Source organism: Variovorax sp. GW821-FHT10D07 (assembly GCF_059415325.1).
This window is the reverse complement of record NZ_JBWKMZ010000001.1, coordinates 1005934-1028031: the sequence shown is the minus strand read 5'-3', so window position 1 is coordinate 1028031 and position 22098 is coordinate 1005934. Positions and strand designations below refer to the sequence as shown.

General features: G+C 70.6%; 22 protein-coding genes. 16 read left to right on the top strand and 6 right to left on the bottom strand.

What is annotated here, in order from left to right:
* The first annotated feature begins 118 nt into the window (after positions 1–118).
* The 14 genes from phnA to AC07PU_RS04550 all read left to right on the top strand — a co-directional run bounded on the left by phnA (position 119) and on the right by AC07PU_RS04550 (position 18296).
* On the top strand, positions 119–1357 hold the full coding sequence (gene phnA, locus AC07PU_RS04615; RefSeq protein ID WP_495315617.1) for a phosphonoacetate hydrolase: 1239 nt from the start codon (positions 119–121) through the stop codon (positions 1355–1357).
* Between the two features lie 10 nt (positions 1358–1367).
* The gene (gene psrA, locus AC07PU_RS04610; RefSeq protein WP_495315616.1) at positions 1368–2465 is read left to right on the top strand and encodes an iron-containing alcohol dehydrogenase PsrA; all 1098 of its coding nucleotides are present in this window, start codon (positions 1368–1370) and stop codon (positions 2463–2465) included.
* Positions 2462–3907 carry a phosphonoacetaldehyde dehydrogenase gene (gene phnY, locus AC07PU_RS04605; protein ID WP_495315614.1) on the top strand — a complete coding sequence of 482 codons (1446 nt, stop codon included), beginning with the start codon at positions 2462–2464 and terminating at the stop codon, positions 3905–3907. The genes psrA and phnY overlap by 4 nt, the downstream gene beginning before the upstream one ends.
* Before the next feature lie 108 nt (positions 3908–4015).
* Positions 4016–5581 (top strand): ABC transporter substrate-binding protein, encoded by a 1566-nt coding sequence (locus tag AC07PU_RS04600; RefSeq protein ID WP_495315612.1) that lies wholly within the window; start codon positions 4016–4018, stop codon positions 5579–5581.
* Positions 5582–5630: 49 nt separating this feature from the next.
* Positions 5631–6587: an ABC transporter permease gene (locus tag AC07PU_RS04595; RefSeq protein WP_495315610.1), complete on the top strand. Its 957-nt coding sequence runs from the start codon at positions 5631–5633 to the stop codon at positions 6585–6587.
* Positions 6588–6590: 3 nt separating this feature from the next.
* Positions 6591–7436, top strand: coding sequence for an ABC transporter permease (locus tag AC07PU_RS04590; RefSeq protein WP_057591920.1), 846 nt, complete (start codon positions 6591–6593; stop codon positions 7434–7436).
* A 14-nt stretch (positions 7437–7450) separates the two neighbouring features.
* Positions 7451–9154: a dipeptide ABC transporter ATP-binding protein gene (locus AC07PU_RS04585; RefSeq protein ID WP_495315608.1), complete on the top strand. Its 1704-nt coding sequence runs from the start codon at positions 7451–7453 to the stop codon at positions 9152–9154.
* Positions 9151–9951: a phosphodiesterase gene (locus AC07PU_RS04580; protein WP_495315607.1), complete on the top strand. Its 801-nt coding sequence runs from the start codon at positions 9151–9153 to the stop codon at positions 9949–9951. The genes AC07PU_RS04585 and AC07PU_RS04580 overlap by 4 nt, the downstream gene beginning before the upstream one ends.
* Positions 9948–11207 (top strand): alkaline phosphatase family protein, encoded by a 1260-nt coding sequence (locus AC07PU_RS04575; RefSeq protein ID WP_495315605.1) that lies wholly within the window; start codon positions 9948–9950, stop codon positions 11205–11207. Before AC07PU_RS04580 ends, AC07PU_RS04575 begins: the two co-directional genes overlap by 4 nt.
* Positions 11208–11365: 158 nt before the next feature.
* Positions 11366–12388: a porin gene (locus AC07PU_RS04570; RefSeq protein ID WP_495315603.1), complete on the top strand. Its 1023-nt coding sequence runs from the start codon at positions 11366–11368 to the stop codon at positions 12386–12388.
* Between the two features lie 50 nt (positions 12389–12438).
* Positions 12439–14043: an alkaline phosphatase D family protein gene (locus AC07PU_RS04565; protein WP_495315601.1), complete on the top strand. Its 1605-nt coding sequence runs from the start codon at positions 12439–12441 to the stop codon at positions 14041–14043.
* A 25-nt stretch (positions 14044–14068) separates the two neighbouring features.
* The gene (locus tag AC07PU_RS04560) at positions 14069–15349 is read left to right on the top strand and encodes an MgtC/SapB family protein (protein WP_495315599.1); all 1281 of its coding nucleotides are present in this window, start codon (positions 14069–14071) and stop codon (positions 15347–15349) included.
* 39 nt (positions 15350–15388) lie between these two features.
* Complete coding sequence (gene acs, locus AC07PU_RS04555) at positions 15389–17386, top strand: acetate--CoA ligase (protein WP_495315597.1); 1998 nt, start codon at positions 15389–15391, stop codon at positions 17384–17386.
* 199 nt (positions 17387–17585) lie between these two features.
* Positions 17586–18296 (top strand): glycosyltransferase family 2 protein, encoded by a 711-nt coding sequence (locus AC07PU_RS04550; protein ID WP_495315595.1) that lies wholly within the window; start codon positions 17586–17588, stop codon positions 18294–18296.
* A 3-nt stretch (positions 18297–18299) separates the two neighbouring features.
* On the opposite strand, the gene AC07PU_RS04545 is transcribed toward AC07PU_RS04550, so the two are convergent.
* Positions 18300–18563 (bottom strand): hypothetical protein, encoded by a 264-nt coding sequence (locus AC07PU_RS04545; RefSeq protein ID WP_495315593.1) that lies wholly within the window; start codon positions 18561–18563, stop codon positions 18300–18302.
* A gap of 254 nt (positions 18564–18817) precedes the next feature.
* On the opposite strand from AC07PU_RS04545, the gene AC07PU_RS04540 reads away from it, so the two are divergent.
* Both AC07PU_RS04540 and AC07PU_RS04535 read left to right on the top strand, forming a co-directional pair.
* Positions 18818–19558, top strand: coding sequence for a Crp/Fnr family transcriptional regulator (locus tag AC07PU_RS04540; protein ID WP_495315591.1), 741 nt, complete (start codon positions 18818–18820; stop codon positions 19556–19558).
* Between the two features lie 138 nt (positions 19559–19696).
* The gene (locus tag AC07PU_RS04535; protein ID WP_495315589.1) at positions 19697–20395 is read left to right on the top strand and encodes a Crp/Fnr family transcriptional regulator; all 699 of its coding nucleotides are present in this window, start codon (positions 19697–19699) and stop codon (positions 20393–20395) included.
* Here the strand turns inward: AC07PU_RS04535 and AC07PU_RS04530 are convergent.
* The 5 genes from AC07PU_RS04530 to AC07PU_RS04510 all read right to left on the bottom strand — a co-directional run bounded on the left by AC07PU_RS04530 (position 20392) and on the right by AC07PU_RS04510 (position 21830).
* A complete protein-coding gene (locus tag AC07PU_RS04530; protein WP_093350124.1) occupies positions 20392–20646 on the bottom strand; it encodes a DUF1488 family protein in 255 nt (84 codons plus the stop codon). The genes AC07PU_RS04535 and AC07PU_RS04530 overlap by 4 nt on opposite strands.
* Before the next feature lie 33 nt (positions 20647–20679).
* Positions 20680–20997 carry a hypothetical protein gene (locus AC07PU_RS04525; protein ID WP_256222818.1) on the bottom strand — a complete coding sequence of 106 codons (318 nt, stop codon included), beginning with the start codon at positions 20995–20997 and terminating at the stop codon, positions 20680–20682.
* Between the two features lie 8 nt (positions 20998–21005).
* Entirely contained in the window at positions 21006–21185 is a 180-nt protein-coding gene (locus AC07PU_RS04520; RefSeq protein ID WP_495315586.1) for a hypothetical protein, read from the bottom strand.
* Positions 21186–21209: 24 nt separating this feature from the next.
* Positions 21210–21557, bottom strand: a complete 348-nt coding sequence (locus AC07PU_RS04515; RefSeq protein ID WP_093350118.1) for a hypothetical protein — start codon at positions 21555–21557, stop codon at positions 21210–21212.
* A 114-nt stretch (positions 21558–21671) separates the two neighbouring features.
* On the bottom strand, positions 21672–21830 hold the full coding sequence (locus tag AC07PU_RS04510) for a hypothetical protein (RefSeq protein ID WP_495315584.1): 159 nt from the start codon (positions 21828–21830) through the stop codon (positions 21672–21674).
* Between the last annotated feature and the right edge of the window lie 268 nt (positions 21831–22098).

The following is a 22098-nucleotide window of genomic DNA, read 5'->3' as shown; positions in this document are numbered from 1 at the left end:
TCAATACATTGACCGAAAAACTTGAATTGGACGAATAGAAGCTTCGAGCGGACAGTGCACCCAACGCGAGACCACAAGGTCTCCGAGACAAGTCACTGATTTCCAAAGGAGCTTCCCGATGACATTTCAAGCCGAGACCGTCCTGGCCAATGGACGGCACTACGCGAAGCCGCGCGCGCCGGTGGTCGTGGTGTGCGTCGATGGCTGCGAGCCCGACTACATCACGCAGGCCATCCAGGCCGGCGCGACGCCGTTCCTGCAGCGCATGCTGAAGCAGGGCAGCTCGCTGATCGGCGACTGCGTGGTCCCGAGCTTCACGAACCCGAACAACGTGTCGATCGTGACCGGCGTGCCGCCCTCGGTGCACGGCATCTGCGGCAACTTCTTCTACGACGTGGCGGCGGACAAGGAGGTCATGATGAACGACCCCGAGTACCTGCGCGCGCCCACGCTGCTGTCGGCCTTCTCCGATGCCGGCGCGCTGGTGGCGGCCGTGACCGCCAAGGACAAGCTGCGCACCATGCTCGGCCACGGCCTGCGCGGCATCTGCTTCTCGGCCGAGAAGGCCGACAAGGCGACCGTCGCCGAATGCGGCATCGACCGCGTGCTCGAACTGGTCGGCAAGCCCGTGCCCTCGGTCTACAGCGCCGACCTCAGCGAGTTCGTCTTCGCCGCCGGCGTGCGCCTGCTCGAGACGCGCAAGCCCGACCTGATGTACCTGTCGACCACCGACTACGTGCAGCACAAGTGCGCGCCCGGCACGCCCGAGGCCAACGCCTTCTACGCCATGATGGACGGCTACCTCGCGCGGCTCGACGCACTGGGCGCGGTGATCGGCCTCACGGCCGACCATGGCATGAGCCCCAAGACCGATGCTGCCGGCAATCCGCGCGTGCTCTACCTGCAGCAGGAACTCGATGCGCGGCTCGGCGAGGCCAGCACGCGCGTGATCCTGCCGATCACCGATCCCTACGTGGTGCACCACGGCGCGCTCGGCTCGTTCGCGACGGTGTACGTCAACCGCGCGCCGCTGGAGCAGGTGCACGAGGCGCTGGCCGGCCTGCCCGGCGTCGAGCAGGTGCTCACGCGCGATCAGGCGGTGCGGCAGTTCGAGCTCGCGGGCGACCGCATCGGTGACCTGGTCGTGGTCGGCGACCACCTGACGGTGCTGGGCACCAGCGCGGCCCGGCACGACCTCAGCGGCCTCACGGTGCCGCTGCGCTCGCACGGCGGCATCTCGGAGCAGAAGGTGCCGCTGCTGTTCAACCGCGCGCTGCAGGGGGTCGACCCGCGCCGCCGCTTGCGCAACTTCGACGTCTTCGACCTGGCCCTGAACCACGCGGGCGCCGCCCACTGAAGCGATCCAGATGTCCCAGGAATTCTTCAATCCCGTGCGCAGCGTGTACGGGGCAGGGGCCCTGTCGTCCCTGCCGAAGCTGCTGGCCGGCCGCAAGGCCGTGGTCGTGACCTTTCCGGAGGCGCGCCGCTTCGGGCTCGTCGACCGGCTGCAGGCCCTGCTCGGCGACGGCCTGGCCGGCGTGATCGACGCGGTGCTGCCGAACCCCGACGTGGCCGAGCTGCGGGCGCTCTACGAAGCGTTCTGGCAGGAGTCGGCGCAGGCCGAGGTGCTGGTCGCGGTCGGCGGCGGCAGCGCGATCGACACCGCCAAGGCGCTGATGGTCGGCACGCAAAGCGGCCGCTTCGACGACCTGGTGGCGGCCCTGGCCGCGGGCGGGCCCTTCGTGCCGGCGCGCGTGAAGACGCTGATCGCGGTGCCGACGACCGCCGGCACCGGCAGCGAGGTCACGCCCTGGGCCACGATCTGGGACCGCGAGGCGCAGCGCAAGCATTCGCTGCACCTTCCCGAGACCTGGCCCAGCATCGCGATCGTCGACCCCGAGCTGATGCTCTCGCTGCCGGCCTCGGTGACGTTGCAGAGCGGGCTCGACGCGCTGTCGCATGCGCTCGAGGCGATCTGGAACGTGAATGCGAATGCGCTGTCCGACACCTTCGCGGTCGCGGCGGTGCAGCAGATCTTCGAGACCTTGCCGCTGCTGATGGACAAGCTCGGCGACCTCGAGCTGCGCGCCCGCATGGCGCTGGCCGCGCTACAGGCCGGCATGGCCTTCTCGAACACCCGCACCGCGCTCGCGCACTCCATCTCGTACGAGATGACCCTGCGCTACGGCCTGCCGCACGGCATCGCCTGCTCGTTCCCGCTGCCGATGGTGCTGCGGCGCGCGATCGGGCAGGACGCCGGCCGCGATGCGGTGCTCGAGCGCGCGCTCGGCCCGCTGGACCGCGCACCGCAGCGGCTCTCGGACTTCATCGAGCGCCTGGGCGTCAAGACGCATTTCTCGGACTACGGCGTGTCGAGCGAGCAGGCGGACCGCATGGTCGCGCATGCGCTGACCGGCGCGCGCGGCAAGAACTTCATCGGCACCCCACAGAAGGAGGCGGCATGAACGCCATTCTCGACAGACAGGACATCCGCGCCGAAGCGCTGCGCATCGGCGGCGACAAGGTCCACACGCCGCGCACGATCGCCGTGCGCAACCCCTACACCGGCGAGACGGTGGGCACCGTCGCCATGGCCACGCTGGAGCATGTGCGGCGTGCCTACGAGATCGCGCACGCCTACGTGCCGCGCCTGTCGCGCTACGAGCGTTCCGCGATCCTCAACCGCGCCGCGCTGCTGCTGCGCGAGCGCACCGACGAGGCCTCCACGCTGATCACCAGCGAGTCGGGCCTGTCGAAGAAGGACAGCATCTACGAGATCGGCCGCGTGGCCGACGTGCTGAACTTCGGTGCCAACGAGGCGCTGCGCGACGACGGCCAGGTGTTCTCGTGCGACCTCACGCCGCACGGCAAGCAGCGCAAGGTGATCACCACGCGCGAACCGCTGCTGGGCGTGATCACCGCCATCACGCCCTTCAACCACCCGATGAACCAGGTGGCGCACAAGGTGGTGCCCTCGGTCGCGACCAACAACCGCATGGTGCTCAAGCCCTCGGAGAAGGTGCCGCTGTCGGCGCTGTACTTCGCGGACCTGCTCTACGAGGCCGGCCTGCCGCCCGAGATGCTGCAGGTGATCACGGGCGACCCGCGCGAGATCGCCGACGAGATGCTGACGCATCGGCACGTGGAACTGATCACCTTCACCGGCGGCGTCGAGATCGGCAAGTACATCGCGAACAAGGCCGGCTACCGGCGCATCGTGCTCGAGCTCGGCGGCAACGACCCGCTGATCGTGATGGACGACGCCGACCTCGACCGCGCCAGCGACCTCGCCGTGCAGGGTTCCTACAAGAACTCGGGCCAGCGCTGCACCGCCGTCAAGCGCATGCTGGTGCACGAGAAGGTGGCCGCGGCGTTCACCGAGCGCGTGGTGGCCAAGACCCGCGCCTGGAAGTTCGGCGATCCGATGGATGCGGGCAACGACATGGGCACGGTGATCGACGAGGCCGCGGCGCGCCGCTTCCAGGCGGTGGTGGACGAGGCGGTCGCGCAGGGCGCGCGGCTGCTGGCCGGCAACGAGCGCGAGGGCGCGCTGTACGCGCCGACGGTGCTCGACCGGGTGCGCCCCGAGATGACGGTGGTGCGCGAGGAGACCTTCGGCCCGGTGTCGCCGATCCTGCGCTTCGCGAACATCGACGAGGCGATCGCGATGTCGAACGGCACCGCCTTCGGCCTGTCGTCGGGCATCTGCACCAACCGCATGGACGACGTGATGCGCTTCGCGAAGGAGCTCAAGGTCGGCACCGTCAACCTCTGGGAGGTGCCGGGCTACCGGATCGAGCTCACGCCCTTCGGCGGCATCAAGGACTCGGGCCTTGGCTACAAGGAAGGGGTGCAGGAGGCGATCAAGTCGTTCACCAACTGCAAGACGCTCTCGCTGCCATGGTGAGCCCACCGAAAATGGACTGAACGGCGCGCCGCCTCGCATCGATGTGCGATGCGGGCGGCGCGAACCGAAGAGCGCCGACCAGGCGCCCGATGACTGCCAGGAGACACGATGAGACCCAACGACAACTGCCCGATCGACGCCATGCGCCGCCGATTGCTGACGGGCGCCGGCGCCACCGCCGCGCTCACGCTCGGCGAGCTGCTCTTTCCGCAGGCGGCCCAGGCCGCCCCCAAACGCGGCGGCACCTTCGTCTACACCAACACCTACCCGAACAACCGGATGGGCGATGCGCGCACCGGCCGCCATCCCCAGCACTGGCTCGACCTCAACAACCGCAGCGCCTACAACGCGCTGACCTGGGTCGACGAGAACCTCGAGGTGCAGCCCGAGCTCGCCACGGCCTGGGAGCCGAGCGCCGACCTCAAGGTCTGGGACATCACGCTGCGCGAAGGCGTGCTGTTCCACGACGGCCGCGAGATGACGGCCGACGACGTGGTGTCGTCCTACCGCTTCCACCAGACCGCGACCGGCTACGCCAAGCAGATCGTCAAGGTCGAGAAGGTGGGCAGGAAGGTGCGCATGACGCTGGACGCGCCGAACAGCGAGTTTCCCTACGTGCTGGCCGAGTACCACCTGATGATCATGCCGGCGGCCGAGAAGGAGGCGATCGGCCTCGCGGGCATCGGCACCGGGCCGTTCCGGATCGCGAGCCTCGATCCCAAGCGCCGCATCATCCTCGAGCGCAACGAGAAGTACTGGCGCGCCGGCTTCCCCTACCTCGACCGGCTCGAGGTCGTGAGCTCGCCCGGTCGCATGGAAGGCGCGCTGAACGGATTCCGCGGCGGCCTGTTCGATGCCGTGATCGGCGTCGACCCCGGCCTGCTGCCCGACCTCGAGCGCACGCCCGACCTCAAGTACAGCCTGTCGAGCAGCGGCGACCAGGCGCTGATGGTGATTCCCAAGGTCGCGGGATCGCCGCTCGACGACAAGCGCGTGCGGCAGGCCCTGGCGCTGGCGGCCGACCGCGAGAAGATCATCCGCATCGTCTACGGCAGGAAGGCCGGATGGGTCGGCAACGACTCGCACCTGACGCCTGCCAATGCCGTGTTCCAGCCGCTGCAGCGCATGCACGACGTGGCGCGGGCGCGCGCGCTGCTGGCCGAGGCCGGCCATCCCAACGGCGTGAAGCTGCCGACCTTCTACTTCGCGCCCACCTGGCCCGAGGTGCCGCGCGTGTTCCAGGTGCTGGCCGAATCGGTGAAGGAGGCCGGCATCGTGCTGCCGATCGAGCAGCGGCCGAGCGACGGCTACCGCCAGTGGCGCGTCGAGGATGCCGAGAAGACGCGCAAGCACCGCTTCGCCTACACGCCGGCCGGCCCGCGCAATCCGGGCGTGAGCCTGTACCGGCTGCGGCCCGACAACAACGAGAGCGGCTACTGGCGCGGCGCGGGTTGCGACGAGTACATGGCGCTCTACCAGAAGTCGCTGGCCGAGCCTTCCGACGAGAAGCGGCGCGCGAACTACGTGCGCATGCAGGAGATCCTGCGCGACGAGGTGCCGATCCTGTCCGCGGGCGGACGGCGCAACCTGCTGATCCACAAGCCCAACGTGCACGACCTGCGCAACCACTCGCAGTTCTGGTCGATGCGCTTCGACGAGGTCTGGAAATCGTGAGCCGGCCCCGCATCCCCTTCACCGACCCGCGCGCGAACGGCGACCCATCATGCTCATGACCTTCCTGCGGCGCGTGGGCCTCTACGCGCTGACCCTGCTGCTGGCCTCGATGCTGGTGTTCGTCGCGACCGAGGTGCTGCCCGGCGACGCGCTCGAAGTCAGCCTCACGGCCGACGAGATCGCGATGATGAATCCCGAGGACCTGGCGCGAAAGCGCCACGACCTCGGCCTCGACCGGCCGGCGCCGGTGCGCTATTTCGAGTGGCTCACGGGCGCCATGCGCGGCGACTTCGGCAAGACCATCCTCGGCGGCACGTCGGTGGTCGAGATCATCCGCGAGCCGGTAAAGAACTCGCTGCTGCTCGCAGCCGTGACGGCGCTGGTGGCCATTCCGGTGTCGCTGCTGCTGGGCATCGTCGCGGCCTTCTGGCGCGGCCGGTTGCCCGACACGCTGGCCTCGATGGGCGCGGTGATCGGCTACTCGATCCCCGAGTTCGCCTCGGGCAACCTGCTGGTGCTGGTGTTCGCGATCTGGATCCCGGTCTTCCCGGCCGTGATCCTGGCCTTCGCCGACGCGCCGCCGTCGGCGCTGCTGGCCGTGTCGGTGCTGCCGGTCGCGACCATCGTGTTCGGCTCCATCGCCCACCTGGTGCAGCTGATCCGCACCGGGCTGATCGAGTCGCTGGCCAGCGACTACGTCGAGCGCGCCCGCTTCACCGGCCTGGGCGAGCTGCGGCTGATCCTGCGCCATGCATTGCCGGCCTCGGTGATCCCGGCGCTCAACTCGGCCGCGCTCTACGTGGCCGGCCTGCTCAGCGGCATCGTGGTGGTCGAGAAGGTGTTCGGCTACCCCGGGCTCGGAATGATCCTGCTGCAGGCCGTCGACAAGCGCGAGGTGCCGATCGTGCAGGCCATCAGCCTGCTGGCGGCCCTGGCCGTCGTCTCGATGAACCTGCTGGCCGACCTCGCGGTGGCCGCCCTCGACCCCCGCGCCAGGAGCCGCTGAATCATGATGTTCAAGATCAACCACCACGCGCTGCTGCGGCCCGTGGCCCTGTTCGGCATCGGCATCGTCGTGCTGCACCTGGCCGTCGCGCTGGCCGCGCCCTGGATCGCGCCCTACGACCCGATGTCGCTCAACGGCGGGCGCGCCGAGCCGCCGAGCGCCGAGTTCTGGCTCGGCACCGACGTGCTGGGCCGCGACTACCTGTCGCGCCTGCTGTGGGGCGGACGCACGGCGCTGCTGGCCGCCTTCACGGGCGTGGTCGTCGCGGTGAGCGTCGGCAGCATCCTCGGCGTGACGGCCGCCTATCTCGGCGGGCTGTTCGACGACGTGATGATGCGCATCGTCGACCTCAAGCTGGCGCTGCCGGGCATCCTGTTCGTCGCGCTGTTCGCGGTCGGCTTCGGCGAATCGCTGCCGGTGCTGATCGTGCTCATCGGGATGGTGTATTTCCCGGGCGTGATCCGGATCGTGCGGGCCCAGGCACTGACGCAGGTGCAGCTGGGCTACGTGAAGGCCGCGCAGCTGCGTGGCGAGGGCACGGTGTCGATCATCCTGCGCGAGCTGCTGCCCAACACGCTCGACGTGGTCTACGTCGAGTTCGCGATCCGCATGTCGCACGCCATCCTGCTCTTGAGCTCGCTGTCCTTCCTGGGCATGGGCATCTCGCCGCCCACGCCCGACTGGGGGCTGATGGTCGCCGAGGGCGTGAGCCAGCTCGCGTTCGCACCCTGGCTGGTGCTGGCGCCGGCGGTCTTCATCTCCACCCTGGTGGTGGGACTCAACTTCGGCGCCGAGGCGCTGGCACGGGCCCTGGGACTGGACGCCACGCGCGGCCAGGACGCGGCATGAAGGAACAGGCAACGATGAAGCATCCCGAATCCAACGCGCTGGCACGGCGCCAGCAGGCGGCGCGCCGCATCGGCGGACGGCTCGAGGTCCAGGGCCTGGGCATCGGCTACCGGCGCGCCGACGGAGAGATCGTCGGCGCGGTGCGCGGCGTCGAATTCACGGTCGAGGCCGGCAGCAGCCTGGGCATCGTCGGCGAGAGCGGCTCGGGCAAGTCGACCGTGGCGCGCGCCCTGCTGGGCCATTGCCGGCCCGGCGGCGTGATCACCGCGGGGGCGGTGCGCATCGCGGGCGAGGACATCCTGCGCCTGGACGAACCGGCGCGGCGCCGGCTGCGCGGCCGGCACATCGCCTTCGTGCCGCAGAACCCGCTGAGCTCGCTGACGCCGCACATGCGCATCGGCGACCAGGTCGACGAGGCCGTGCGCCACCTGCGCGGCTGCGGCGCCGCCGAGGCGCGGGCGCGCACGCTCGAGCTGTTCGAGGCCACCAACCTGCCCGATCCGAAGGGCATCTGCGCGCGCTTTCCGCACGAGCTCTCGGGCGGCCAGCGCCAGCGCGTGGTGATCGCCGCGGCGCTGGCCGGCGACCCCGGCGTGCTGGTGCTCGACGAGCCGACCACCGCGCTCGACAAGACCACCGAGGTCCAGGTGCTCGAGCTGGTGCGCACCCTGCGCGAACGCTTCGGCACCTCGCTGATCTACGTGAGCCACGACCTCGGCGTGATCTCGCGCATGTGCGACCAGGTGATCGTGATGCACCAGGGCCGCATCGTCGAGCAGGGGCCGGCCGCGCGCATCTTCGGCGCGCCCGCGCATGTCTACACGCGGCAGCTGATCGCGGCCATTCCGCGCATCGATGCCGAGCCGCCGGCGCGCGAGCAGCAACCACAGGCGCAAGGCGCGCTGCTGGTGGCGAAGGACCTCGCGTTCTCGTACCCGGCGCGCCGCCGTACCTGGTTCCAGCCCCCGCCGGCCACGGCGCGGCCCGCGCTGGCCGGCCTGTCCTTCGCGATCGGGCGCGGCGAGACGCTCGGCCTGGTCGGCGAATCGGGCAGCGGCAAGTCCACCGCGGCCTCGCTGGTCGCGGGGCTGATGGCGCCCTCGGGCGGCTCGCTGCACTTCGACGGCCAGCCGCTGGCCGCGAAGGCCACCGACCGCTCGCCGACGCTGCGGCGGCGGGTGCAGATCGTGTTCCAGGACCCGCTGTCCTCGCTCAATCCGCGCCAGCGCATCGCCGCCATCCTCGAGCGGCCGCTGACACTGTTCACCGGGCTGCGCGGCCCGGCGCTGCGCGAGCGCGCGCAGGCGCTGATGCGGGCGATGCACCTCGATCCGGCGCTGCTCGAGTGCTACCCGCGCCAGCTCTCGGGCGGGCAGCAGCAGCGCGTCGCCATCGCGCGCGCCTTCGCGGCCGAGCCCGACCTGATCGTCTGCGACGAGATCACCTCGGCGCTCGACGTGTCGGTGCAGGCTCAGGTGCTCGAACTGCTGCTCGAGCTGCAGCGCAAGACCGGCACGGCCTACCTGTTCATCAGCCACGACCTCGGCGTGGTCCGGCGCATGGCCGACCGCGTCGTGGTGCTGCGCCATGGCGAGGTCCGCGAGGCCGGCGCCACGCGCCAGGTCTTCGACGCCCCGGCCGACGACTACACGCGCCTGCTGCTGCAGGCCACCGCCCTGCATTCCGTGACCGCCTCACCCGAAACCCTTGCCGCATGACCAAGTTCATCCACATCACCGATCCCCACCTCGTCGCGCCCGGCGAGATCCTGCACGGCCTGGACCCGTACGCGCGGCTCGCCGCCTGCATCGACGACATCCTCGAGCACCACCGCGACGCGGTCTGCTGCGTGATCACGGGCGACCTCGCGCACCGCGGCGAGAGCGCGGCCTACGCGGCGCTGCGCACCCAGCTCGCGCGGCTGCCCATGCCGTGCTTCCCGCTGGTGGGCAACCACGACATCCGCGCGCTGCTGGCGGCGCAATGCCCGGGCGGGCCGAGCGACGGCCACGGCTTCGTGCAGGGCCGCTTCGATGTGGCCGACGCGAGCTTCCTGCTGCTCGACACGCTCGACGAGGGCCGCAACGGCGGCCTCTACTGCGAGCAGCGGCTGGCCTGGCTCGCGGCCGAGCTCGACCGGCTCGGCGAGCGCCCCGCCTACCTGTTCATGCACCATCCGCCGTTCGACATCGGCATCCCGTGCCTCGACCGCATCGGCCTCGCGAACCCCGAGCCCTTCGCGCGGCTGGTGGCGGGCCGGCGCAACCTGCGCCACCTGTTCTTCGGCCACGTGCACCGGCCGGTCTGCGGCAGCTGGCGCGGCATCCCGTTCTCGACCCTGCGCGGCCTCAACCACCAGGTGCCGTTCGACCTGCACACCATCTCGCCGGTGCCCAAGAGCCACGAGCCGCCGGCCTATGCGGTGGTGTTCCTCGCGGCGGACCAGGTCACGGTCCATTTCCACGACTACCTCGACAAGTCCACGCTCCCGGCGCCCCGGGACGCTTCGAAATGAGCAGCCGGCGGCGCGCCGTCGTGGTGGTCTGCGACAGCCTGTGCGCGGACCTGGTCACGCCCGACGTGGCTCCCGCGCTCGCGGCGCTGCGCGCGCAGGGCGCCGACTTCGTTTCGGCGCGCGGCGTCTTTCCCTCGACCACACGCACCAGCTCGGCTTCGATGGCCACCGGCTGCCTGCCGGCCGCCCACGGCCTGCTGGGCAACACCATGGTGCTGCGCGAGCAGGGCGCGCTGGTGCGGCTGTCGGTGGGCAAGCCCGACTTCCTCGAACGCCTGCGCCGTGCCACGGGCCGCACCTTGCGGCGCCCGACCTGGGCCGAGCGGCTCGCGCAGCGGGGCGGCGCGATCGTCATGTCGAACGTGTCGCCGGGCGCGGCCTACCTGCAGGACCCCGACGGCTTCGGCCATGTCTACCACCGCGCCGGCTCGCGCGGGCCGGGCGGTGCCGCGTTGACGGACGGCCTGGCCATCGAGGTGGGCGCCGCGGGCGACCGGGCGATGACCGATCGCTTCTGCCGCGAGGTGCTGCGCGAACGCGCGCCCGCGCTGGCCGTGCTGTGGCTCTCGGAGCCCGACCATACGGCGCACAGCGTGCCGCTCGGCTCGAGCGAGCACCTGGCGATGATCGCCCACGCCGATGCCTGCGTCGACCAGGTGCGGCGCGCCGTGGAGGCGCTCGATCCGACCGGCGACGAGATCCTGCTGGTCGCCTGTTCCGACCACGGCATGGAGACGGTGGAGCGCAAGATCGACCTCGACGCGCTGCTGGTCGAGGCCGGCTGGAAGCAGTCGCGCGAATCGCAGGAGGTGGTGGTGGCGCCCAACGGCAATGCCGCGCTGCTGTACTTCGCCGACGAGGCACGCGATGCGATCCCGGCGCTCGTGCGCTGGCTGCAGGACCAGGATTTCACGGGACGCGTGTTCGCCGGCCAGGCCCTCGCCGAGATCGGCCTGCCGACCGAGGGCCCGCTCGGCCTGGCGCTGGCGCTGCGCCATGACGCGCGCGCCAATCCCCATGGCGTGCCGGGCCGCAGCGTCTCGCTGCTGAGTCCGTTCAGCGATTCATCGCCCGTCGGCTGCGCGCAGCACGGCGGACTGGGCGAGCGCGAACAGCATCCCTTTCTCTACCTGAGAGGGGGAGGGCTTCGTCCCGGCGAGCGACGCCAACCCGCGTCGCTGATCGACATCGCGCCGACCGTGCTGCGCCACCTCGGCGTGGCGGCGGACGGCATGCAGGGACGCGCTTTGCAGTAGACGCGCCGCGTCTTTCGTTCCCCCGATGCCGGATGGATTCGTCACGCATGCGCGTGAGGGGCCCGCCTGCGCGTCGCCATCCCCGGGGTCACCCCCACCACTCGAAGAAAAAGATGAAGAGACAAAGAAGATTCACCCCCGTCATCGCCGGCGGCGCCATGCTTGCCATCGGCGCCTGCCATGCCCAGTCGAGCGTCACCCTGTTCGGGCTGATCGACACCGGCGTCGCCCACTACCGCGTGCACGGCAAGGGCAGCCAGACCGCGCTGGCCTCCGACGGGCTCGCGAGCAGCCGCCTGGGCTTTCGCGGCCAGGAGGACCTGGGCGGCGGCCTGAGCGCGGGCTTCTGGCTCGAGGGCTCGCTTGCCGTCGACAACCCGACGTCCTTCGACCTCGCGCGGCGCTCGACCGTGAGCCTGGCCGGTCCCTGGGGCGAGCTGCGACTGGGCCGCGACTACACGCCGACCTACCTGATCCAGTCGGACTTCTCGGGACCCTGGGTCACCAATGGCGTCGGCGAGAGCATCGTCTACCGCGGCCGCGCCATCCTCTACGGCAGCGCCAACGCGGGGCAGAGCTCGCACGTGCGAGTGAGCAACTCGGTCGGCTACTTCCTGCCGCGCGACCTCGGCGGCTTCTCGGGACAGTTCCAGTACGGCCTGCCCGAGGCGGTCGACGGCGGCGACGCGGAGCGCTACCTCGGCGGGCGTCTCGGCTACCGGCAGGGCGCGTTCCGCGTGGGCGCGGCCTACAGCCGGACCATGGGCGGGCCCAAGGCGCCGACCACGCGCCCGCGCGACATCCGCTCGGCCAGCCTCGGTGTCGCCTACGACTTCGGCGTGGCATCGGTCGAGGCGCTGTACGCGCAGGACCGGGTGCAGATGCCGCTGGGCGCCAAGCGCTTCGAAGGCGCGACCGTCGGCGTGACGGTGCCGGTCGGCCCCGGCGAGATCCGCGCGAGCTACGGACAGGTGGCCTTCCGCTACCCGGGCGACCGCTCGCGCGCCAGCAAGATCGCGCTGGGCTACGTGCACCACCTGTCGAAGCGCACCGCGCTCTATGCGACCTTTGCCCATGTGCGCAACCGGCGCGGCGCCGCGCTGACCGTCGGCGGCGACGTCGCAGGCCTCGCCGACCACGCGGCCAGCGGCCAGAACTTCGGCATCCGGCACGCGTTCTGAGCGCGCCCGCCCCGCGCAACCACCCCCACAATCCACGATTGGAGACAAGCATGCACCGTCGCGATCTCATCCGCCTGGCCTCGGCCGCCGCGGCCGCCACCTCCCTGCCGCGCTGGAGCTGGTCGAACACGCTGGCCCAGCGCGACCTGTTCCCGCTCGGCGTCGCCAGCGGGTCGCCGACCCCCGACGGCTTCGTGCTGTGGACCCGGCTGCTCGACGGGCCGGTGCCCGGCACCGTGCCCTTCGACACGCCGCGCCTGCCGCTGCCCGCCGCGCTGACGGTGCGCTGGGAAGTGGCCGAGGACGAGGCCTTCCGCCGCATCGTGCGCGCGGGCCAGGCGAACGCGCTGGCCGAGCTCGGGCACGCGGTGCACGTGGAGGTGTCGGGCCTGCGGCCGGACCGCTGGTACTTCTACCGCTTCATGCACGGCGACGCGGTCACGCAGACGGCGCGCACGCGCACCGCGCCGGCCTTGCACGCCATGCCCGGGCGCACGCGCTTCGCCTTCGTCTCGTGCCAGCGCTGGGAGCAGGGCCACTACGCGGGCTACCGCCACATGCTCGACGAGAACCTCGACCTGGTCGTGTTCCTCGGCGACTACGTCTACGAGTACGCGATGCCGAAGAAGCCGCCGAGCTACCAGCTGGTGCGCACGCACACGCTGCCGGCCGCGAAGACGCTCGCCGACTTCCGCGACCGCTACGCGCTCTACAAGACCGACGCGCAGCTGCAGGCCGCGCACCGCGCCTGCCCCTGGCTCGTGACCTGGGACGACCACGAGGTGCAGAACGACTACGCGGGCCTCGAAGGCACCGGCGCGGCGGGCGACTTCCTCGCGCGGCGTGGAGCCGGCTACCAGGCCTTCTACGAGAACATGCCACTGCGCGCCTCGGTGCTCACGCAGGGCCTCGGCGGGCTCGGCACGCTCGACGGTTTGCGCATCCACGAGCGGCATGCCTGGGGCCGGCTGCTGCGCTTCCACATGCTCGACACGCGCCAGTACCGCGACCGCCAGCCCTGCCGCGTGCCCGGCGAGGAATCGCCGAGCTCGGTGACGCCCACCGGCTGCCCCGAGCTGCGCGACCCCGCGCGCTCGATCCTCGGCAGCTACCAGGAGCGCTGGCTCGAACAGGGCCTGGCGCAGGACGCCGCGCTGGGCGAGCGCTGGAGCGTGGTGGCGCAACAGACCATCTTCGCGCAGCGCAACTACAAGCCGCTGCCGGCCGAGAGCTACCACCCCAGCACCTGGGACGGCTATCCCGCGAGCCGCCAGCGCGTGCTCGACGCGGTGCAGGGCGCGGGCGCGCGCAACACCGTGTTCCTCGGCGGCGACATCCACCAGAACTACGTCAGCCGCGTGCTGGCCGACTTCTCGCGGCCGCAGTCGCCGGTCATCGCGAGCGAGTTCTGCGGCACCTCGATCGCCTCGGCCAGCGGCACGGCGCAGAGCCGCGCGCAGGAGATCGCCGACAACAACCCGCACATCCTGCTCGCGCGTTCCGACAGGCGCGGCTATGCGGTGGCCGACGTGACGCCCGGGCGCTGGCTCACCTCGCTGCGCGTGCTCGACGACGTGGCGCTGCCCGACAGCGGCATCTCGACGCTGGCGCGCTTCGTGGTCGACGACTGCGTGCCGGGCCCCCGGGCGGTCTGACCCCATGCCAGACAAGACCATCCCCATGACCACCGGGGCCGAGTGGCCCTACCTCGAGATCCTGGTGCGGCTGGCGCTGAGCCTGGCGCTCGGCCTGCTGATCGGGCTGGAGCGCGAGCGCCGCGGCAAGGAGGCGGGGCTGCGCACCTTCGGCTTCATCTGCCTGCTGGGTGCGCTCGGCGGCCTGCTGGGCATGCCGGTGGCGCTGCTGTGCCTGGCGCTGGTCGGCGTGCTCGCGGTGCTGCTCAACGTGCAGACGCTGCGCGCCGGGCAGGGCGCCGAGCTCACGACCTCGGCTGCCATGCTCGTGACCTGCCTGGCCGGCGTGCTGTGCGGCCAGGGCCACACCATCTCGCCCGCGGCCGTGATGGTGCTGGCCACCGCGCTGCTGGCGTGGAAGGAACGGCTGGCCGGCTTCTCGGCCGGGCTGACCGAAAGCGAGATGCGCTCGGCGCTGCTGCTGGCGATTCTCGCGATCGTGATCTATCCGGCGCTGCCCGCCGGTGCCGTGGGCCCGTGGCACCTGGTGGAGCCGCGCGCCGCCTGGGTCACGGTGATCCTGATCGCGGGCATCGGCTTCGTGAACTACATCCTCTGGAAGCTCTACGGCACGCGCGGCACCGAGCTCTCGGGCTTTCTCGGCGGGCTCGTGAACAGCAACTTCACGGTGATCGAGATGGCCTCGCGCGTCGTCGCCACGCGCGGCGCCTACGTGGGCACGGCCTACCGCGGCATCCTGCTGGCGACCACCGCGATGGTGGTGCGCAATGCCGGGCTGCTGCTGATCCTGGCGCCGCTCGCGCTGCTGGGCGCCTCGGGCGCCTTCGCGCTGATGATGCTCGCGAGCGCGGTGCTCGTGCTGTGGAGCTACCGCCGCGCCACGCGCGGCCCCGTGCCCGACGTGCCCGAGATCAAGCTCGACCTGCCGTTCTCGCTGCCGCTGGCGCTCAAGTACGGCGTGGTGTTCCTGGTGCTGCACATCGTGGGCGGCCTCACGCAGCGGCAGTTCGGCGACGCGGGCTTCTACTTCGTGAGCGTGGTCGGCGGCCTGATGTCGAGCGCGAGCGCCGTGGCCGCGGCCGCCGCGCTCGCGTCGCAGGGCAGCCTGTCGGCCACGACCGCGGGCACGGGCGCGGTGCTGGCCTCGCTCACGAGCATCGCCTTCAGCATGTCCTTCGTGTTGCGTACGCGCGAACGCCGCCTGACCACGAAGCTGTGCACGGCCATGTTGTGCATCGCCGTCGCCGGTGCCCTTGGGCTGGCCGGTTGGCGTGTGGTCCTGCCGATGCTGCCGATCGGCCACTGAAGGCCGCACCGATACCTCCATCCCTCGAACCCGATACCCATGAGCCATCCCACGAAGAACATTGAATCCGTCCTGGTCGAGAACCGCGTGTTCCCGCCCGATGCCCGCGCCAAGGAGGGCGCCCGCATTTCCGGCATGGCCGCCTACGAGGCCCTGTGCAAGGAAGCGGAACAGGACTTCGAAGGCTTCTGGAGCCGCCAGGCCAAGAGCCACCTGCAGTGGACCAAGCCTTTCAGCAAGATCCTCGACGAGTCGAACGCGCCGTTCTACCAATGGTTCGGCGACGGCGAACTCAACGCCAGCGCCAACTGCCTCGACCGCCACATCGGCACGCCGGTCGAGAACAAGACCGCCATCGTCTTCGAAGCCGACGACGGCACCGTCACGAAAGTCACCTACAAGGAACTGCTCGCGCGCGTGAGCCAGTTCGCCAATGCGCTCAAGGCCTCCGGCATCCAGAAGGGCGACCGCGTCATCGTCTACATGCCGATGACGGTCGAGGGCGTGATCGCGATGCAGGCCTGCGCGCGCATCGGCGCCACCCACAGCGTGGTGTTCGGCGGCTTCTCGGCCAAGGCGCTGCAGGAACGCATCATCGACGCCGGCGCGGTCGCGGTCATCACGGCCAACTTCCAGCTGCGCGGCGGCAAGGAGCTGCCGCTCAAGGCCATCGTCGACGACGGCATCGCGCTCGGCGGCTGCGAGTCGATCAAGACCGTGTTCGTGTTCGAGCGCACGGCCTCGGCCTGGCACCGTGTCGAAGGCCGCGACAAGACCTTCGCCGAAGCGCTGGCCGGCCAGAGCACCGAGTGCGCGCCCGAGCCGGTGAATGCCGAGCACCCGCTGTTCATCCTCTACACCTCGGGCTCCACCGGCAAGCCCAAGGGCGTGCAGCACGCCACCGGCGGCTACCTGCTGTGGGCCAAGATGACGATGGACTGGACCTTCGACATCCGTCCCGAGGACGTGTTCTGGTGCACCGCCGACATCGGCTGGATCACGGGCCACACCTACGTCGCCTACGGCCCGCTCGCGGCCGGCGCCACCCAGGTGGTGTTCGAAGGCATCCCCACCTTCCCGCACGCGGGCCGCTTCTGGCAGATGATCGAGAAGCACAAGGTCAGCGTGTTCTACACCGCGCCGACCGCGATCCGCTCGCTGATCAAGGCGGCCGAGGGCGACGAGAAGGTGCATCCGAAGAACTGGGACCTCACGAGCCTGCGCATCCTGGGCTCGGTCGGCGAGCCGATCAATCCCGAGGCCTGGATGTGGTACCACCGCAATATCGGCGGCGAGCGCTGCCCGATCGTCGACACTTTCTGGCAGACCGAGACCGGCGGCCACGTGATCACGCCGCTGCCGGGCGCCACGCCGCTGGTGCCGGGCTCGTGCACCTTGCCGCTGCCGGGCATCATGGCCGCGATCGTCGACGAGACCGGCAAGGACCTGCCCAACGGCGCGGGCGGCATGCTGGTGATCAAGCGGCCCTGGCCCTCGATGATCCGCACCATCTGGAACGACCCCGAGCGCTTCAAGAAGAGCTATTTCCCCGAGGAGATGGGCGGCACGATCTATCTGGCGGGCGACGGCGCCGTACGCAGTGCCGACCGCGGCTACTTCCGCATCACGGGCCGCATCGACGACGTGCTCAATGTCTCGGGCCACCGGCTGGGCACGATGGAGATCGAGTCGGCGCTGGTGTCCAAGACCGACCTCGTGGCCGAGGCCGCGGTGGTGGGGCGTCCGGACGACCTGACGGGCGAGGCGATCTGCGCCTTCGTCGTGCTCAAGCGCGCGCGGCCGACCGGCGAGGAAGCCAGGCAGATCGCCACCGAGTTGCGCAACTGGGTGGCCAAGGAGATCGGGCCGATCGCCAAGCCCAAGGACATCCGCTTCGGCGACAACCTGCCGAAGACGCGCAGCGGCAAGATCATGCGGCGGCTGCTGCGCAGCATCGCCAAGGGCGAGGCGATCACGCAGGACACGTCCACGCTCGAGAACCCGGCGATCCTCGATCAGTTGTCGCAGACGAACTGATAGTCGCGCCGGGAGCCGTGGGCCGCCGGCGCAATGACGCCAGCGAAGCGGCGTGTCCTACAAGGGGCGATGAACGGACGGGCTAGCTTGCAGCGTCCACACTCACCCCGCACCGGAACACCGCCATGACCCAGCCACCGAAGAACGCGCGGTCGCCCGCCACACCGATCCGCCACGCCGCCGCCGCGCGAGGCGCGACATGATCGGCATCGTCGTCCCCGCCCACGACGAGGAGGCGACGATCCGCGCCTGCCTCGCGGCGACGCGCCGGGCGTCGCTGCATCCCGCGCTGGCGGGCGAAAAGGTCGAGACCATCGTGGTGCTCGATGCCTGCACCGACGCGACCGGCGTGGTGGCGGCCTGCTGCGATGCGCTGACGGTGACGATCCGCGCACGCAACGTGGGCATGGCACGCGCCGTCGGTGCCGAGGCCCTGCTGGCGCGCGGTGCACGCTGGCTCGCGTTCACCGATGCCGACACGCTGGTGTCCGAGGATTGGCTGGCCGCCCAACTGGCGCTGCAGACCGAGGTGGTCTGCGGCACGGTCTCGGTGGCCGACTGGTCGCCCCATGGCGGCAACGCCGGGCTGCTCGCAGCGCATTTCGGCGCGACCTACGCCGACCGCGAGGGCCATCGCCACGTGCATGGCGCCAACCTGGGCGTCTCGGCCGCGGCCTACCGCCGCGCCGGCGGCTTTCGGCATCTGGCCTGCAGCGAGGACGTCGCGCTGGTGCGGGCGCTGGCGGATGCCGGATGCTCGATCGCATGGAGCGCGCTGCCGCGCGTCGTGACCAGCGCGCGCACCGATGCGCGCGCGGAAGGCGGCTTCGCCACCGCGCTGCTCCATGCGGTGGCGCAGCGCCTGGCCGAAGCGGCGGGCGGGCCCTCGGGCGCCGCCGCTGCCGCTTGAGGCTCAGTCCCCATCGGCCAGCGGGCCGACGGGCGGTGCATCCTCGTCCTCGCCGGGACTGCGCGGCCCGATGTTCTCGTCGCGGACCATGCGCTTGAGTTCGGCGCACCCGTCCTCGAAGGCGTCGAGCCACAGGTCGTAGGCCATGGGGCTGGCCGACAGCTCCACCCACTCGGAAGCGTCGTCGCCCTGCTCGTGCAGCACCCAGTGGAAATGGCCGGGCTCCACTTCCTCGACGAACACCGCGATGCGGCGCAGCCGGCTCATTGCAGCCTCCCGACGGCCTTCACCGCGTCGCGAAGCTTTGTGGGATCGTCTGCCATAAGGCCTCCTGAAGGTTGTTCGACCACTGCCGATGCAGGCCGCGAGTCTGCGGAGCGGGCCCGCCCTGGTGCCGTAGGTGTTCGACGCATCGCGACGCAGGAGATGGGCAGGGCCTCGATGCCGGTCGGTTGGTGCGCTGCCGCACAGACACCGGTCGCCCTGGCGCAGAATGATGCGAACTTTGGAAGCGCTCCGCCATGGCATCGGCGCCGCGTTCGTCTTCATTGAATGCGGCTGCCCCGCGCAACGGCCTGCTCGAGGCCATTCCCGCCGAGGTGATGGCCCGGATGGAGCCCTTTCTCGAACGCGTGCCGCTGCGGCTGGGCGAGGTGCTCTACGAATCGGGCGTCGTGCAGCAGCATGTCTTCTTCCCGATCGACTGCATCATCTCGCTGCTGTACGTGCTCGAGAACGGGCAGTCGGCCGAGATCGCCGTCGTCGGACTCGAAGGCATGGTGGGCGTGTCGCTGCTGATGGGCGGCGGCAGCACGCCCAACCGCGCGGTGGTGCAGAGCGCGGGCCACGCCCTGCGGCTGGGCGCGAGCCATGTCCGCGCGCTGACGGAGCAGGGCGGTCCGCTGCTTCACCTGCTGCTGCGCTACACGCAGTCGTTGATCACGCAGATGTCGCAGACGGCGGTGTGCAACCGGCACCATTCGCTCGAGCAGCAACTGTGCCGCTGGCTGCTGCTGAGCCTCGACCGGCTGCCCGGCAACGAACTGGTGATGACCCAGGAGCTGATCGCCAACATGCTCGGCGTGCGGCGCGAGGGCGTCACCGAAGCGGCCGGCAAGCTGCAGCGCCTGAAGCTGATCCGATACGCGCGGGGCCGCATCACGGTGCTCGACCGCCCGGGCCTGGAGCGGCAGGTGTGCGAGTGCTACGAGGTCGTGAAGCGCGAGACCGATCGCCTGCTGCCGCGCCGCCTGGCGACCTGAGCGCGCGGGCACGCACTGCGCCCGTGTGCGCCTTCGCACAGACGCGGCCGCGGCCCTCGGACAGAATGCGCTCGCTCGCGCATTCCCGCGCGGCACTTCGCTACAGGCGGCTCAGTGACACCAGACCCGACCCGCCCCGTGCTCAATCGCCTGCTCGAGGCACTCCCGCCGAGCGACAGGGCGCACCTGCTCGAACGCTGCGACAGCGTGCCGCTCGCGCCGGCCCAGGTCCTCTACGAGCCGGGCGACGTCATCGATCACATCCATTTCCCGACCAGCGCCTTCGTCTCGCTGGTGTCCACCGCCGACGGCCACGATGGCCTGCAGGCGGGCATGGTGGGCAACGAGGGCGCGCTGGGCTGGGAGCTGTCGCTGGGCGTGCAGCGCGCGCCGCTGCGCGCGCTGGTGCAGGGCCCGGGCCTGGCGTGGCGCCTGACGGCGCACGCCTTTGCCAGGGAGCTGTCGCGCAGCACGCCGCTCGCGCGTGTGCTGCATCGCTACGTGTGCGTGCTGCTGACCGAGTTCGGCCGCTCGGGCCTGTGCCACCGCTTCCATGCGATCGAGCAGCGGCTGGCGCGCTGGCTGCTGACCACGCAGGATTGCGCGCATTCCACGCAGCTCGCGCTGACCCATGAAGCGCTGGGCCACATGCTGGGCGTGCGCAGGGTCGGCATCACCAACGCCGCCACCGCGCTGCATGCGCGGCATCTGATCGACTACCGGCGCGGCGTCATCACGATCACCGACCGCGCGGGCCTGGAGCAGGCCGCGTGCGATTGCTACCGGGCCTACCGGCGCAGCTATTCGGAACTGATCCCTGAGGGCTCGCGCCGCTAACCCGTGCTTCGCAGGTCGTGCTCCCGCAGCATCACGGGCGGCGTCGATCCCTGGGCCAGCCGGCGCCGCACGGCGGCATCGATCTCCTCGGCATGCGATGCATAGGTCTCGAGCGGATCGGCGTTGTCGCCGGTGCGGAAGTGGTAGTGCAGGGTCGTCTTGCCGATGCTGGCGTCGACCGAGCGACCGTCGACCGTCACGAAGAAGCGCACCGCGTTCGAGGCATCGTGGAAGAAAGGGGCGTCGGACATCGTGCTAGCTCCCGCGGGCAGCGCGCCGCGTCGTCACAGGCCGAACCCCGACGGGCCGCGGGCCCGCTCTTTCTCGGCCGCGATGGCCGACAACCCCGCCGGCGTGATCTGGCGCACGTACACGGCATACATGGCCGGTATCCGCTTTTCGGACCGGAGCTGGCCCGTGACCTCGATCATTCCGGCCCCGACCAGCCGCCTGGCCGCGGCGATATCCGCCGACAGGGCCAGCATCCGGGGCGGCATCATGCGGCCCAGGCGAACCAGCAACTGGATGTCCATCTCGTCGCCGGTCGAGAACTTCGCTCGCGCTGGTGGCCGCAGCTGCGGCCACCCGGGGGTCTGGGTCATCGGCATGCTCATTCCTTGTCGCTGCCGGATTGCAGCAGTTTCCGTTCGAGTTGCAGTTCCAGGGCCTCGACCATGCCGTAGGCCTCCATGTACTTCTCGTTGGCGCCGACGGCGCGCCACGCGTCGCGCTTTTCTTCCTCCTGCGCGATGCGCTGTTCGAGTGCGGCGATGTCGTGGGCCAGTGTCATGGAGCGTTCCGGGCAGGTGGGACTTCAGCGTGCGCCATCGATGCGCGCCTGTCCGTTCGCTGGCGCACCGAACTGCCGGTGGCTGCATGTCTTTTCCTCGAGCCAACGCCCGCGCGCGCTTTCCGCTCGCAGGCCGCGATGCAGCACATCGAGGTCCACCGAGCACTCCAGCACCACCTGCTGGAGGCGACAGGCGCTCGCGGCCGTCGCCTCCGCCGAACCCGTGCGCACGGCCGAGCGCAGCCGGACATTGAGGGCCTGCAGCAGCGCCATGCGGTGCTCGAAGGCATCGCAGCCCGGGGGCGGTGGCGGCGGGTTCGCCGAGTTCCGCGCGGCGCCGCGGAAGCGGGGAACGAAGGGGGTGGGGATCATGGGATGCCGAGCCGAGCTGCTGCGCGAATGCGCGACACCCGGTTCTAGCCCTCATGACGCGCCGTTGTCTGTGCGCCAACTCGCCTAGCGTGCCCGCGGCAGCGGCTTCGATGCCTAGAAATACGCATCGATCGCCCAGAGCACGAGCAGCACGGCGACGTAAAGCACGCCGGCGAGGATCAGGGCGGCGCGCAGCGATCCCATCTCGGGGGGCGCGGACGCGACGACCGGCGGCTCCACGGTGGCGGGAAGGACGGGGAGGGGCTTTTTCATGGGAACGCTTTCATTGCAAGCCATGGCGTCGAGCGGTGCATCCGGTTCGGGTGTCCGCTGCGCCGGGCAGCGGGCCCACGCTACGCCTGTTTGCTCCCAAGGGCTCGACTTTCGTGCGCGTCGCAGCCGTGCAGTCGCAGCGCGCGCCGCCTTGTAGGCCAACAGGCCTTTCTCGCGCGCAGGCCGATGAAACGAGCACGGGTGGCCGAAAGAGAGTACGGTCGGCAGACGTTCACAGTTCTCGCGATCGCGCGGCAGCTCTTGATCC

Bases quoted from the DNA above. Each gene is read 5' to 3' on its own strand.
- AC07PU_RS04600 (WP_495315612.1), top strand. From the start codon at position 4,016: ATGAGACCCAACGACAACTGCCCGATCGACGCCATGCGCCGCCGATTG.
- AC07PU_RS04540 (WP_495315591.1), top strand. From the start codon at position 18,818: ATGGCATCGGCGCCGCGTTCGTCTTCATTGAATGCGGCTGCCCCGCGC.
- AC07PU_RS04515 (WP_093350118.1), bottom strand. From the start codon at position 21,557: ATGATCCCCACCCCCTTCGTTCCCCGCTTCCGCGGCGCCGCGCGGAAC.
- AC07PU_RS04575 (WP_495315605.1), top strand. From the start codon at position 9,948: ATGAGCAGCCGGCGGCGCGCCGTCGTGGTGGTCTGCGACAGCCTGTGC.
- AC07PU_RS04585 (WP_495315608.1), top strand. From the start codon at position 7,451: ATGAAGCATCCCGAATCCAACGCGCTGGCACGGCGCCAGCAGGCGGCG.
- AC07PU_RS04545 (WP_495315593.1), bottom strand. From the start codon at position 18,563: ATGAGCCGGCTGCGCCGCATCGCGGTGTTCGTCGAGGAAGTGGAGCCC.
- acs (WP_495315597.1), top strand. From the start codon at position 15,389: ATGAGCCATCCCACGAAGAACATTGAATCCGTCCTGGTCGAGAACCGC.
- AC07PU_RS04520 (WP_495315586.1), bottom strand. From the start codon at position 21,185: ATGACACTGGCCCACGACATCGCCGCACTCGAACAGCGCATCGCGCAG.
- phnA (WP_495315617.1), top strand. From the start codon at position 119: ATGACATTTCAAGCCGAGACCGTCCTGGCCAATGGACGGCACTACGCG.
- AC07PU_RS04580 (WP_495315607.1), top strand. From the start codon at position 9,151: ATGACCAAGTTCATCCACATCACCGATCCCCACCTCGTCGCGCCCGGC.
- AC07PU_RS04570 (WP_495315603.1), top strand. From the start codon at position 11,366: ATGCTTGCCATCGGCGCCTGCCATGCCCAGTCGAGCGTCACCCTGTTC.
- AC07PU_RS04565 (WP_495315601.1), top strand. From the start codon at position 12,439: ATGCACCGTCGCGATCTCATCCGCCTGGCCTCGGCCGCCGCGGCCGCC.
- AC07PU_RS04595 (WP_495315610.1), top strand. From the start codon at position 5,631: ATGCTCATGACCTTCCTGCGGCGCGTGGGCCTCTACGCGCTGACCCTG.
- AC07PU_RS04550 (WP_495315595.1), top strand. From the start codon at position 17,586: ATGATCGGCATCGTCGTCCCCGCCCACGACGAGGAGGCGACGATCCGC.
- AC07PU_RS04590 (WP_057591920.1), top strand. From the start codon at position 6,591: ATGATGTTCAAGATCAACCACCACGCGCTGCTGCGGCCCGTGGCCCTG.
- AC07PU_RS04560 (WP_495315599.1), top strand. From the start codon at position 14,069: ATGACCACCGGGGCCGAGTGGCCCTACCTCGAGATCCTGGTGCGGCTG.
- phnY (WP_495315614.1), top strand. From the start codon at position 2,462: ATGAACGCCATTCTCGACAGACAGGACATCCGCGCCGAAGCGCTGCGC.
- AC07PU_RS04510 (WP_495315584.1), bottom strand. From the start codon at position 21,830: ATGAAAAAGCCCCTCCCCGTCCTTCCCGCCACCGTGGAGCCGCCGGTC.
- AC07PU_RS04525 (WP_256222818.1), bottom strand. From the start codon at position 20,997: ATGACCCAGACCCCCGGGTGGCCGCAGCTGCGGCCACCAGCGCGAGCG.
- AC07PU_RS04530 (WP_093350124.1), bottom strand. From the start codon at position 20,646: ATGTCCGACGCCCCTTTCTTCCACGATGCCTCGAACGCGGTGCGCTTC.
- psrA (WP_495315616.1), top strand. From the start codon at position 1,368: ATGTCCCAGGAATTCTTCAATCCCGTGCGCAGCGTGTACGGGGCAGGG.